Below are 12,811 nucleotides of genomic sequence, written 5' to 3'. Positions count from 1 at the left end.
AGGTGTCTTCTTACCGGAGTGCAGGACATACTCTTCGGGGATACGCTTTAAAGGGATTGATGTTTGAGCGACGTTGAGGCCACAGAGCAGATAGAGGAAGCGTTGGCAGGCGCGGCGGCTGTGGAGCAGCCCGCGACTGGCGACCCGAACCTGCTTGTGGATGTGGACGGGTTTGAGGGCCCGCTTGATGTTTTGCTCACACTGGCCCGCAGCCAGAAGGTTGATATCACCAAGATCTCCATTCTGGCGCTGACAGAGCAGTATCTTGAGTTTGTAAAGGAAGCGCGCCGTTTGCGGTTGGAGCTGGCTGCAGATTATCTGGTGATGGCGGCGTGGTTGGCTTATCTGAAATCCCGTTTGCTTATTCCGCAGCAAAAAGACAGCGACGAGCCAACGGGTGAAGAGCTGGCAGCGGCGCTGGCGTTTCGTCTGCAACGATTAGAAGCCATGCGGGATGCTTCTGCAAAGCTGATGAACCGGTCGCGTCTTGGACGGGATTTGTTTGCGCGTGGTGCTCCTGAAACGGTGTCGGTGGAACGGCGCAGTGTCTGGACTGCCACGCTTTATGATTTGCTGATGGCGTATGCCTCTCAGCGCCAGCGCCACTCGGTGACGTCCGTGCATGTGAAACGGCGTCAGGTTTGGTCGCTTCAGGATGCGCGCGATATTCTGACCCGTCTTGTGGGGCAGGTCGCAGTATGGACGCCGATTGAGCGATTTTTGACGGCTTATCTGGAAGACCCGCAGGAGCGGGCGACGGCTATGGCTTCTGCGTTTTCGGCCAGTCTGGAGCTGGTGCGTGAAGGCGTGATCGATATTCAGCAGTCCGGGCCGTTCGAGACGATCTATGTGCGTGCCTCACAGCGGACGCCGGAAGAGATTGGTGCGGGTGAGCCTACTGAAGAGCTTCAGGAAAAAGAGGTTGAGTTGTCATGAGTAAAACGCCAGACCTGCTCGACACAGTCTCACAAGATGAGGCCATTGAAGTTGCGGATGCCGGGGAGCTCCTGGAAACGGAGCGCATGGTTGAGGCTTTGATCTTTGCCAGTGCGGAGCCTCTCAGCTTTACCGAGCTGACAAAGCGTATTCCGGGAGACCGGGATATTCGCGGCGCGCTTAACCGCCTGCGCTCGTTCTATCGCAAGCGCGGTGTGCAACTGCGGTCTACTGAGGATCGCTGGTCGTTTCGGACTGCGGAAGATCTGTCGTTCATTTTGCACCGTGAAGCGGTTGAGCAGAGGCGCTTGTCGCGGGCTGCGCTGGAAACATTAGCTATTATTGCCTTTCACCAACCTGTGACCCGCGCAGAGATTGAAGATATTCGCGGCGTTTCTACATCTAAGGGCACGCTTGATGTGCTGCTGGAAACGGGCTGGGTGCGCATGCGTGGTCGACGCAGAACACCGGGGCGTCCTGTAACTTATGGAACCAGCTTTGATTTTCTTGACCATTTTGGTCTTGAGAACATCAAGGATTTGCCGGGATTGGAAGAGCTGAAAGGGGCAGGGCTGCTTGATAGTGCGATCCCTGCCAGCTTCCATGTGCCAGCACCGGATGACAGTATTGATCTGACAGAAGATGAAGATCCTCTGGAAGAAAGTGAAATGTTTGCAACTGGCGCACTTGAAGAAGACGCCGGAGAAAAATAAACACATGCAAGGGGCGCGATGTTGTGTTCGCCGCCTTGCAAGTTTTATGAGGGACGAATGGAGCCAGGGAAGGTTGCAGCATCAGAACGGCTGGTGTTTGACAATATCTACCATCATTATGGGGACTTACCTGCGGTTCGCGGTGTTTCGCTTTCATTGAAAAGCGGAGAAGTGCTGTGTTTGCTAGGGCATTCTGGTTGCGGAAAGACAACGGTGCTGCGTATTGCAGCTGGTGTTGTGCGCCAGCAGCAGGGAAGCGTCCGGATCAATGGTTCTGTGGTTGCCGATGAGCGGACTTTTCTGCCACCGGAAAAGCGCGGTGTGGGGCTTATGTTCCAGGACTATGCGCTGTTTCCGCATCTAACGATTCTTGAGAATGTGAAGTTTGGTCTTTCCGACCTTTCTTCTGAAGTGGCCGAGCGCCGTGCGCGTGATGCGCTGCACATGGTTGGACTTGGCCAGTATCTGGATGATTATCCGCATGGATTGTCTGGAGGTGAGCAGCAACGTGCTGCGCTGGCGCGTGCAATGGCACCGCGGCCTCATACACTGTTGATGGATGAGCCATTTTCAGGACTGGACAGTCGCTTGCGTGATGACGTGCGCACGCAGACGCTGGATATGATCAAAATGCAAGGCGCGACAGCGGTTGTGGTGACCCATGATCCTGAAGAAGCCTTGCGCGTGGGTGACCGGATTGCGCTGATGCGTAATGGGGAGGTGGTACAGCTGGCGACGCCAGAGGATATCTACTTCCGCCCGAATAGTTTGTTTGCCGCTAAATTCTTTTCCGATCTCAATGAGATACCCGGAAAAGTTGTTGGTGGCCGTGTGGTCACGCCTATCGGGAATTTTTCCTCTAATGGCCTTGAAGAAGGGGCTCATGCGACCTTATGTGTAAGACCACATCACTTAAAGGTATGCCATGGTGAGGGACAGTTCAAAGGCAGAGTAATTTCTCGCGCAATGGCAGGTGAGACAGATCTTCTGGACGTACAAGTTGATGGAATTGAGCGTCTTCTACGTATTCGTACGAGGGATGTATTACAATTCTACCCAGAAAATGTCATAGACTTGTGTATAAATGCAGAGAATGTTTTGGTTTTTGGGCGAGAGACGTCAGTAAATCATAGTGGGTAATTCTTCTGGATACTACCTATTAGTATCTGGGGGATGTAGTGTCTCTCAAAACACAGTTCAGGGTTCTTAAGGAGTTTGGTTGATGGGCTCAATTGGTATTTGGCAAATTGTCATCATCGCGGTTGTCGTAGTTCTGCTGTTTGGTCGCGGAAAGATTTCCGAGCTGATGGGCGATGTTGCAAAGGGCATCAACAGCTTCAAAAAGGGGCTGAATGATGATGCTGCGGAAGCAAAAGAAAAAGAAGAAGATCCTAAAGTGATCGACCATGCGCCGGGTGACACCGTGAATGCGCAGGAAAAAACTGAAGACACCGCGAAAAAGGACTAAGTCTCCTTTAAGGTAGTCTGTGTAAATTACCTAGGGAAAGTCGGCGTTTTCTGGCTTAGAGTTTGTGATCTACGCCTTTCCCTAGTGAATGTGCCGTTGGCGGCACGACATGTCTATGATGAGAGCCTGGCAACGGGCTGTCATTGAGACACTAACGAAACGGCTTCTTTATGTTCGATATCGCATGGACAGAGCTGCTGCTTGTTGCTGTGGTTGCCATTTTGGTGGTTGGCCCCAAAGAACTGCCGGGCATGTTGCGCACAATCGGGCGCACAATCGGCAGTGTGCGGCGTATGGCTGGCGAGTTTCAGTCTAGTTTGAATGACGCTGTCAAAGAAGCGGAGAAGCAGACCGGCATTGATGAAATGCGGAAGCAGGCTGATGCCGCACAAAACTTCAATCCACTTGATGACTTGAAAAAGACATTGGCGGACGAGAAGAAAAAGCTTCAGGACAGCATGAAAACTGCGGAGAGCGATGTGAAAAGCTCGCTGAACGGTGAGGGCTCTTCGGAGAGTAAGCCGGACAGTGCGCCAGAAGCTGCGCCTGTGAAGGCGGAGGTTCCGACGCAGAAAGTTGTTTCTTCAGCTGAGCTGGCTTCCACGCAAAAAGCAAAAGAAAGTGCCGCAAGCACTCCTTCCAGCAAAGATGAAAGCTAGGGCGGCTATTTTATGAGTGATAACGAAATTGAAGATTCGCGTGCGCCACTGATTGAGCACCTGATCGAATTGCGTTCCCGCCTGATGAAGTCGGTGATTGCGATCGCTATTGCCTTTGCGGTTTGCTTTTACTTCTCAAATGACATCTTCAACTTCCTGATCGAACCGTTTTCGGCAGCGGCCGGGGAAAGTATTGAAGTCAAGCTGATCTACACCGCACCGCACGAATGGTTCTTCACCCAGATGAAGCTGGCTTTGTTTGGAGCGCTGTTTATTGCCTTCCCGGTTCTTGCCAGTCAGATTTACATGTTTATGGCGCCCGGGCTTTATAAGCACGAGCGCAGTGCATTTATTCCGTATCTGGTCGCGACACCTATTTTGTTCGTGATTGGCGGGTCGCTGGTTTATTACCTTGTGCTGCCAATGGCGATGGGCTTCTTCCTGGCCATGCAGCAGATGGGCATGGACGGGCAAGCGTCCATTGAGATGCTTCCGCGTGTGAGTGAGTACCTGAGCTTCGTGATGGTTCTGATCTTCGCGTTTGGTCTGGTTTTTCAGCTTCCGGTTGTTTTGACGCTTATGGGACGCGCGGGTCTTGTGACCTCTGAGTCTTTGAAGGGTAAGCGGAAATATGCTGTGGTTGCTGCGTTTGCAGCTGCGGCAATTTTAACACCTCCTGATCCGATTTCGCAGATCGGTCTTGCACTTCCTACTCTGCTTCTCTACGAAGTCTCCATCTATTGTGTAAGGCTCGTCGAGAAGAAACGTAAAGAGAAGGAAGCGGAAGAAGAGGCCTAGTCTCACTTCCACCCTGATTTACGAGTTTCCCGGCGGGTTATCTGAAGGCAAACCTGCCGGGGTTACTAAGTTATGCTTGATATCAAGTGGATTCGTGAAAATCAGGAGAGCTTTGATACAGCTCTCGCTAAACGCGGCCAAGAGCCACGCGCTGCGCTGCTCGTTGAACTGGACGATGCGCGCCGTTCCCACACCACCAAGCTTCAGGAGGCGCAGCAGCGCCGTAACTCCGCATCCAAAGAAATCGGCATGGCCATGGGCCAGGGCGACAAGGAAAAAGCAGAGGCCCTGAAGGCTGAAGTTGCCGAAATTAAAAGCTTTATCCAGAACGGCGAAGAGGAACAACGCAAGCTGAACGCTGCGCTTGAGGATGCTTTGGCTGTTATCCCCAATATTCCTCATGAGGATGTTCCGCTTGGCGTGGATGAGGCTGACAACGTTTTGCTGCACACGCATGGCGAAAAGCCGCGTAACAACTTTGAGCAGAAAGAACATTACGAGCTGGGTGAGCAACTTGGCGGCATGGACTTTGAAACCGCTGCTAAAATGTCTGGCTCCCGTTTTGTGTTGCTGAAAGGTCAGATTGCGCGTCTGGAGCGTGCGATCGGTCAGTTCATGATTGACCTGCACACGCAGGAAAACGGCTACACCGAAGTTTCTCCACCACTGTTGGTGCGTGATAACGCGCTTTACGGTACGAGCCAGCTGCCGAAGTTTGCTGAAGACCTGTTCCGTACGACAAATGATCACTGGCTTATTCCAACAGCAGAAGTTCCGCTGACGAATGTGGTTGCTGGCGAGACACTGGCTGAGGCAGACCTGCCACTGCGTATGACTGCTCTGACCTATTGTTTCCGGTCTGAGGCTGGGTCTGCTGGTCGTGATACGGCTGGTATGCTGCGTCAGCATCAGTTCCAGAAGTGTGAGCTGGTTTCTATTACGGATGAGAACAGCTCTCTGGAAGAGCTGGAGCGGATGCGCGCGTCTGCTGAAAAGGTTCTGAAGCTGCTTGGCTTGCACTACCGTGTTGTCACACTGTGTGTTGGTGATATGGGCTTTGGTGCTCGTAAAACCTACGATATTGAAGTTTGGCTGCCAGGTCAGGATGCTTACCGCGAGATCTCTTCCTGTTCTGTTTGTGGTGACTTCCAGGGCCGTCGCATGAATGCACGCTACCGCGTGGAAGGCGAGAAGGCTCTGAAATTCGTTCATACTTTGAACGGCTCTGGCCTTGCTGTTGGGCGCTGCCTGATCGCAGTGATGGAAAACTATCAGAATGCAGACGGAACAATTACGGTTCCTGAGGTTCTTCGCCCATACATGAATGGCCTTGAAGTCATTGGCGCTTAACAATTGATGTAAGCGTATTTTCAGCAGAAGGGCGGTAGCGTTCTTCTGCTGCACTGCGCGACTTATATGAGGAATTGCTGCGATATGCGTATCTTACTAACCAACGATGACGGGATCCACGCTGAGGGTCTTGAGGTTTTGGAGCGCATTGCGCGGCAGATTTCAGATGATGTTTGGGTTGTTGCACCAGAAACCGACCAGAGCGGTGTGGCGCACTCCCTGTCTTTGAATGATCCTTTACGCGTTCGTGAAATTGACAGCCGTCACTTCGCGGTTCGCGGTACTCCAACTGACTGTGTGATCATGGCGGTTCGTTCCATCATGGATACACCTCCTGATCTGGTTCTTTCCGGTATCAACCGGGGTGCGAACATTGCAGATGATGTGACCTATTCCGGTACCATTGCTGCGGCTATGGAAGGCACTTTGATGGGTGTTCGTTCCATTGCGCTGTCTCAGGCATATGCTTTTGGGTCTGAGTTCGGCCCGAGCTACGACACGGCTGAAGCGCATGCCGTTGGTGTGATCCGCAGCCTGCTGGAGTTCAATCTGCCATCTGACACGCTGCTGAACGTGAACTTCCCGAAAGACGCGCCTGACATGGTTAAAGGTGTTAAGGTTGTGCGTCAGGGCAAGCGCGATGCGGGTTCGCTCTACATTGAAAGCCGCAAGGATGGCCGTGGCAATCCATATCACTGGCTTGCTTTCCAAAATCGCGTGCCAAGTGCATGTGAAGGGACTGACATCAATGCTTTGAAAGAGGGCTATATTTCGGTCACGCCTTTGCATCTGAACCTGACAGCTGATGAGTTGATGGGGCAGTTGGAAAAGACACTCGAAAAGTCCTGATTTGATGTGAAGCTGATGAGGTCCTTCGGGTTGGCGTCAGGTTCTTAGGTTATGTGTGCGTTTCCTTCAAAGGGCAGAGGTGGCCTTTGAAGGTGCGCTCTTTTGAGCTTGCTGGCCCGCCAGCGGGTTTTGCACTGCAGATAGACGGAGTGTTTTAAAATGGAAGACAGTCTGTTTGCTGATGAAGATGGTCGCTTTGATGAGAACCTTGCCAAGCAAGCGGCATGGGTGATGAAGCTGCGATCTGAGGGCGTGCGGAACCTTGAGGTTCTGGGGGCTCTTGAAGCTATCCCTCGTAGAATATTTCTGTCAGCCAGTCAGCAATTTCTGGCCTTTGAAGATCGTGCATTTCCAATTGATTGCGGGCAGATGAGTACACAGCCATCCTTGATAGGGAAGGTTGCTGATTTTCTGCAAATGAAGCCGGATCATTCCCTTCTGGAGATTGGTAGTGGGTCCGGGTATCAGTGCGCGGTTCTTTCTAAAATCTGTGATCGCATCGTCTCGCTAGAGCGCTATCGGACACTGGCTGATCTGGCGCGTGAGCGACTTCGGTCCTGCAAGATCAACAATGTCGACGTGATTCATGCGGATGGTCTTGTGGCGCCTGTTGATGAAGAGGATGATGGCGGCCCGTTTGATCGCATTATTTTAAATGGTGCGCTGGACCGTGTGCCGGGATTCTTGTTTGACCGTCTTGCGCCCGGGGGGCGTTTGTTGGCGCCAATCAAGCATGAAAGCGGTATTTGCCGCCTGATTCAATATGACAAAGGTGGCCGCGGTCTTGATGAGACTGACCTTGGTGGTTTCCGCTATCTTTCTCTCACACCGGGAATAGCTGCGAAACTGTAGGGGAATGAGGCTTTAATTAAGTCTTTATCAACTCTGTTGTCAGTAAACTTACGCCAGTTAGCCTTTTATTTGTATTGGGTAGGGCGGATATGCAGTTTCATTCCCGTGAGAAAGCCAGATTGCGGCGCGGTGTAGCCTTGTTTTTGCTGTCAGCAGGTCTTGCTGGTTGTAGTGGCAATGTGGACCGGTTTGGCAAGTCTGAATATGTTGATGAACCAACGTCTCCGGCTCGAACTGCCGTTGTGGTGACGCCCGGACTTCCATCATCAAGCACGAAATCTGTTGTTCAGCGCGGTGTCTTGTTGCCTGCGCCAACATCAAGTAATGCTCCTATTGTGACCGGATCTGCGCAATCGCGCGGGTATCCGCAGCAGACATGGCAGCCGACATTTTCTAAACAGCCTGTTGCGGTGAGCCAGCGCACGCGCGCGAGCGCTCGGGTTCCTGCAGCACTTGCCAAAGCGCCGAATGATGGCACGCTTGGGTGGACAGCTGTTGGTGGCCGCGTTGTCACGCTGAAAGCCAACGAGAATGTTGATAGTCTTGCCTGGCAATACCGTGTGCCGGCCAACGAAATTCTTCATGCCAATCGCGTGACTGTGAGTTCTGCGCTGCAGCCCGGTGATTCCGTTGTTATTCCGGTGAAGATGGTTCGTAAACCGAACCGCTTGCCGAAAGCCAGCGCTCGTGTGTTGCCGTCCAATAGCCAGCAGCCTCAGACGACAGCCTCCATTCCTTCGCAGTATGTTGCGCCTTTGAATGCCAATGGCTCTGCTTCCAGGCAGTCTCGTGATGTGTTTGCGACCAAGATTGCGGCTGCGTTGCTTCCTCCGGGCAATGTGGGAGAACGATCGCGTCCTGTTTACAGTGATGCGCCTCCAGCAGCTTATCCGGTGCAAAGGCGTGCACCAGCAGCAGCTGTGCCTGCGTCTTCGCTTCAGCCAATTCAGCAGTCTGCACCTTCTCAGGTCTATCGTGCACAGCAACAGCCAACGACCTATCGCAGTCAGTCTTTGACGCCGATTGTTGCTCCGCAGTCTGCGACTGCTCAGCCATCTTATGGTGTGCCTGTTACGGGGCAGGCAGCGCGCAGCGTTGCTCCTCTGCGCGTTTCAGCTGTGCCAAAGAGCAAGCCTAGGGCTTCTGTTGCACAGCGTCCGGCCTCAGTTGCCAGTGTTACAGCGACACGAGCGGTGCCGAAGCCGAAGAGAATCGCTTTGGCAGGGTTGAACCCGCAACGCGTGGCCGCTCCGGTTGCGACGCAGCGCACGCTTGCCAATTCTCTTGCGCCGACCCCAGTTCACACTGCAAGTGTTCAGAAGCCGCAAAAACCGATTGTTCCGGTTATCTCTGAAGCTGAGACGGATGTTGTCCGTTTGCAGCCGACAGAAGTTTCCAAGCCAGCGCCTGTGCAGCCAGTTGCGACAGCGAAGGCTCCAAAGGTTGCTGTGGCAGATGAAGCGACGTTCCGCTGGCCGGTACGTGGGCGGATTATCTCTGACTTTGGCGTGAAGCCGGGTGGGTCTAAAAACGACGGCATTAATCTGGCTGTTCCATCAGGAACAGACATTAAAGCTGCGGAAGACGGAACCATCGTTTACGCCGGTAATGAGCTGAAAGGCTTTGGAAATCTGGTGCTTATCCGCCATGATAATGGCTGGGTTTCAGCTTATGCGCACAACAAAGAGCTGAAGGTGCGCCGTGGTGACGCCGTACGCCGTGGACAGACTATTGCCATGGCTGGTGCGACCGGGTCTGTGACACAGCCTCAGCTGCATTTTGAGCTGCGTAAGGATAACAAGCCGGTAGATCCTATGAACCATCTACCGCGTTCCTAATAAAAAGGGGGAGGGTTCTTCTTGGAACTCTTTTCATAGGTAGAGCACGCCGCGTTGATGACCTTCACGCGGCGTGCTTTTTTATGAGCGTGTTTGTTTGTCAGGACAGCGTCTGGCTGAGGCGGCCTGCCAAATCCTGAATAAACTGCCATGCGACACGGCCAGAGCGGGCGCCGCGTGTGGTGGACCATTCCAGCGCCTGTGCGCGGAGCTGCTCCTGCTCGACCTTTAAGCCAAAATGCTCTGTGTAGCCGTAGATCATATCCAGATACTCATCCTGAGAGCATTTGTGGAAGCCGATCCAAAGGCCGAATCGATCAGAAAGTGAAACCTTCTCTTCCACCGCTTCGCTTGCATGGATCGCGGTTGACCGCTCGTTCTCCATCATATCGCGCGGCAAAAGGTGTCTGCGGTTGGATGTGGCGTAAAACAGGACATTTGCTGGTCGACCTTCAATGCCGCCGTCCAGAGCTGCTTTCAGGCTCTTGTAGCTGGTGTCGTCGCCATCAAAGGAGAGGTCGTCGCAAAAGATGATGAAGTTGTATGGCTTGCCGCGCAGCTCGTTCATCAACGCTGGGAGGGCTTCGATGTCCTCGCGGTGAATCTCGATGAGAACAAGTTTGCGGACGCCTTCGGAGTTTGCGTGTGCTGCGTTGATCGCAGCATGAGCAGATTTCACCAAAGATGACTTGCCCATGCCTCTGGCGCCCCACAACAGCACGTTATTGGCCGGAAAACCTTCTGCGAACCTATTTGTGTTCTCCATCAGCATTTTCTTGGAGTGATCGACGCCTTTGAGCAGGCTAATATCAACCCGATTGACTTTGGGTACAGGTGCAAGCTCAAACGGGGAAGGGTGGAATACAAAGGCATCGGCTTCGTCGAAATTGACAGTAACCGGAGGCTTGGGAAGGGAGCTGGCCAACAGGGCGACAATCTCGTCCAGCTTGGATGTAAGAAGGGCGACTTCAGAGGTATTTTCTTTAGTGGTCATGTGTATCTACGTGATTAACTCAGGTGCGCTGGCATAGGCTTTACGCAAAATGCACTAGGTGAAAAATTGTCTCAGCGGCGGTTCTGCTATTTGATCTGCGGCCAAGTATCCCTATTTACAGCTGTATCATGTCCAATACTCTTGGGGAAAGTCCCAGTTAGCATGTCAATGCCTTGAAAAGGTTGGAGTGGACTGTATAGTCCAGCGCAAAATCCTTGTTCTTTCGGGCCAAGGTCAATTTTGGAGGGGTTCACCTCGCCAATTGTTTAATGAACGCCATCAGGTTCCTCGGGAATTTGTGGTAAGGAGAAACTAATGTTTATTACCCCTGCCTATGCACAGGCCGCAGGCGGCGTGCCAGACGTTGTAATGTCTATTGTGCCGTTCGTCCTGATCTTCGTGATCATGTGGTTCCTGATCATTCGCCCTCAGCGCCAGAAAATGAAGTCTCATCAGGAAATGGTGAGCAATCTGCGTCGCGGCGACACCGTTGTGACCTCTGGTGGTCTGATTGGTAAAGTTGCTAAGATCGTTGATGATGCTGAACTGCAGGTGGACATTGCTGAAGGTACGCGTGTGCGTATTGCTCGTGCCATGATCCAGGAAGTTCGCTCCAAAGGTGAACCTGTTAAGGACGGCGAATAATCGCGCCTTGATACCTGTAGTTTCAGACCGCTTTCCTGTTTCGGCAATCGCCGCAGTGAGAGCGGTCTGCCTATTCTAGGACCGGGCATATACTCATGCTTCATTTCGCGCGTTGGAAAATCGCCCTGATTATCGTCGTGGTGCTGGGCGGTATCTTTACAACATTGCCGAACTTCTTCCCGGCAAGTACCGTTCAATCCTGGCCGGATTTTATGCCTAAGCGCCAGATTGTTCTCGGTCTTGACCTTCAGGGCGGTGCTTATCTGCTCTATGAGGTTGATAAGGAAGATTACAAAGAAAAACAGTTCCGTCAGCTGGTTGGAAATATCCGCCGGGCCCTGCGCGAGAACCCACGTATCGGCTACACCGGTCTGGGTATTCAGGGAGACGGCGTTCAGGTTCGCATTCGTGATAATGCACGCTTCGATGAGGCTGAACAGCGCCTTGCAGAACTGGTAAACCCGCTTAACTCCGGCGTTTTCGGTGGTGCAGCGGTTAACGAATTTGTTCTTGAACCTCAAGGTGACGGCCTGTTCCGCATGGCTTTCTCCGAGGAAGGTCTGGACATGCGCCTCGCTTCCGTTGTGAGGCAGTCCATTGAGGTTATCCGTCGCCGTGTTGATGAACTCGGCACGACTGAGCCTTCCATTCAGCGTCAGGGCACTGACCGTATCCTTGTTGAAGCGCCGGGTGAATCCAACCCTCAGCGCCTGAAGGATATCATTGGTGCAACTGCGCAGCTAACGTTCCATCTTGTTAGTCAGGAAATGAGCGCGTCACAGGCACTTCAAGGCCGTCCGCCAGCAGGCACGATGGTTGTTGAGAGTTCTGATGGCCAGCCATACCTGTTGGATGAAAACCCGCTGCTGACGGGTGAAGAGCTGCAGGATGCTTCTGTTGCGTTTGACCAGCAGACAAACGAGCCTGTTGTGAACTTCCGCTTCAACACTGCCGGTGCCCGCGTCTTTGCGGATGTGACCCGTGCAAATGTTGGCCGTCCGTTCGCGATTGTGCTGGATGACGAAGTGATCACCGCTCCGGTTATCCGCCAGCCAATTACAGGTGGTTCCGGTCAGATCTCTGGTAGCTTCACTGTTGATGGTGCGAATGATCTTGCTGTTCTGCTGCGTGCTGGTGCGCTTCCTGCGCGTCTGGATGTGGTTGAAGAGCGTTCAGTTGGTCCAGGCCTTGGTCAGGATTCCATTGATAGTGGTAAGGTTGCTTCCATCGTTGCAGCGGCAGCGGTGGTGATCTTCATGCTGCTGGCTTACGGCCAGTTCGGGATCATTGCGAACCTTGCGCTCGCTTCCAACGTGTTCCTGATCTTTGGTGTGCTCACCACACTTCAGGCAACGCTGACCCTGCCGGGTATTGCGGGTGTCGTTTTGACAATTGGTATGGCGGTTGATGCCAACGTGCTGATTTATGAGCGCATTCGTGAAGAGGCACGCGCTGGTCGTTCCGCTATTGGTTCGATTGATGCGGGCTTTAAGCGTGCGCTTGGCACCATTTTGGATGCAAACATCACAACGCTGATTGTGGCTGTGATCCTGTTCTTCATCGGTTCCGGTCCTGTTAAAGGGTTCGCTGTAACGCTGATGATCGGTATCTTCACCACAGTGTTCTCTGCGTTTACTATCTCTCGTTTCCTCATCTCTGTATGGGTGAAACGTAAGCGTCCATCCAAACTGCCAATCTAACTCGGAGCA

General features: G+C 52.9%; 13 protein-coding genes. 12 read left to right on the top strand and 1 reads right to left on the bottom strand.

Features of this window, described 5'->3' with window-relative positions:
* Positions 1-63: 63 nt before the first annotated feature.
* From PsW74_RS15205 to PsW74_RS15160, 10 genes are all read left to right on the top strand, one after another.
* Positions 64-936 (top strand): ScpA family protein, encoded by an 873-nt coding sequence (locus PsW74_RS15205; protein ID WP_063288816.1) that lies wholly within the window; start codon positions 64-66, stop codon positions 934-936.
* The gene (gene scpB, locus PsW74_RS15200; protein WP_063288815.1) at positions 933-1,649 is read left to right on the top strand and encodes an SMC-Scp complex subunit ScpB; all 717 of its coding nucleotides are present in this window, start codon (positions 933-935) and stop codon (positions 1,647-1,649) included. Before PsW74_RS15205 ends, scpB begins: the two co-directional genes overlap by 4 nt.
* A 57-nt stretch (positions 1,650-1,706) precedes the next feature.
* Entirely contained in the window at positions 1,707-2,789 is a 1,083-nt protein-coding gene (locus PsW74_RS15195) for an ABC transporter ATP-binding protein (protein WP_057466249.1), read from the top strand.
* Positions 2,790-2,871: 82 nt separating this feature from the next.
* On the top strand, positions 2,872-3,117 hold the full coding sequence (locus PsW74_RS15190; protein ID WP_057466250.1) for a twin-arginine translocase TatA/TatE family subunit: 246 nt from the start codon (positions 2,872-2,874) through the stop codon (positions 3,115-3,117).
* Positions 3,118-3,287: 170 nt separating this feature from the next.
* Entirely contained in the window at positions 3,288-3,776 is a 489-nt protein-coding gene (gene tatB / locus PsW74_RS15185; RefSeq protein WP_057466251.1) for a Sec-independent protein translocase protein TatB, read from the top strand.
* A gap of 12 nt (positions 3,777-3,788) precedes the next feature.
* A complete protein-coding gene (gene tatC, locus PsW74_RS15180) occupies positions 3,789-4,574 on the top strand; it encodes a twin-arginine translocase subunit TatC (RefSeq protein WP_057466252.1) in 786 nt (261 codons plus the stop codon).
* 72 nt (positions 4,575-4,646) lie between these two features.
* Positions 4,647-5,924 carry a serine--tRNA ligase gene (gene serS / locus PsW74_RS15175; protein WP_063288814.1) on the top strand — a complete coding sequence of 426 codons (1,278 nt, stop codon included), beginning with the start codon at positions 4,647-4,649 and terminating at the stop codon, positions 5,922-5,924.
* An 84-nt stretch (positions 5,925-6,008) separates the two neighbouring features.
* Positions 6,009-6,773 (top strand): 5'/3'-nucleotidase SurE, encoded by a 765-nt coding sequence (gene surE / locus PsW74_RS15170; protein ID WP_063288813.1) that lies wholly within the window; start codon positions 6,009-6,011, stop codon positions 6,771-6,773.
* Between the two features lie 159 nt (positions 6,774-6,932).
* Positions 6,933-7,625 carry an rRNA adenine N-6-methyltransferase family protein gene (locus PsW74_RS15165; protein ID WP_063288812.1) on the top strand — a complete coding sequence of 231 codons (693 nt, stop codon included), beginning with the start codon at positions 6,933-6,935 and terminating at the stop codon, positions 7,623-7,625.
* Between the two features lie 89 nt (positions 7,626-7,714).
* Positions 7,715-9,463: a M23 family metallopeptidase gene (locus tag PsW74_RS15160; protein WP_063288811.1), complete on the top strand. Its 1,749-nt coding sequence runs from the start codon at positions 7,715-7,717 to the stop codon at positions 9,461-9,463.
* 100 nt (positions 9,464-9,563) lie between these two features.
* Here the strand turns inward: PsW74_RS15160 and PsW74_RS15155 are convergent, their stop codons facing one another.
* Positions 9,564-10,457: an ATP-binding protein gene (locus tag PsW74_RS15155; RefSeq protein ID WP_063288810.1), complete on the bottom strand. Its 894-nt coding sequence runs from the start codon at positions 10,455-10,457 to the stop codon at positions 9,564-9,566.
* A 315-nt stretch (positions 10,458-10,772) separates the two neighbouring features.
* Between PsW74_RS15155 and yajC the strand changes: the two genes are divergently transcribed.
* Together yajC and secD are read left to right on the top strand one after the other, a co-directional pair.
* Positions 10,773-11,102: a preprotein translocase subunit YajC gene (gene yajC, locus PsW74_RS15150; RefSeq protein WP_057466258.1), complete on the top strand. Its 330-nt coding sequence runs from the start codon at positions 10,773-10,775 to the stop codon at positions 11,100-11,102.
* A gap of 95 nt (positions 11,103-11,197) precedes the next feature.
* Positions 11,198-12,802 (top strand): protein translocase subunit SecD, encoded by a 1,605-nt coding sequence (gene secD / locus PsW74_RS29770; RefSeq protein ID WP_063288809.1) that lies wholly within the window; start codon positions 11,198-11,200, stop codon positions 12,800-12,802.
* Positions 12,803-12,811: the final 9 nt, after the last annotated feature.

This window comes from Pseudovibrio sp. W74 (assembly GCF_001623085.1).
Taxonomy (GTDB): Bacteria; Pseudomonadota; Alphaproteobacteria; order Rhizobiales; family Stappiaceae; genus Pseudovibrio.
This window is presented reverse-complemented; position numbering and strand designations above follow the sequence as displayed.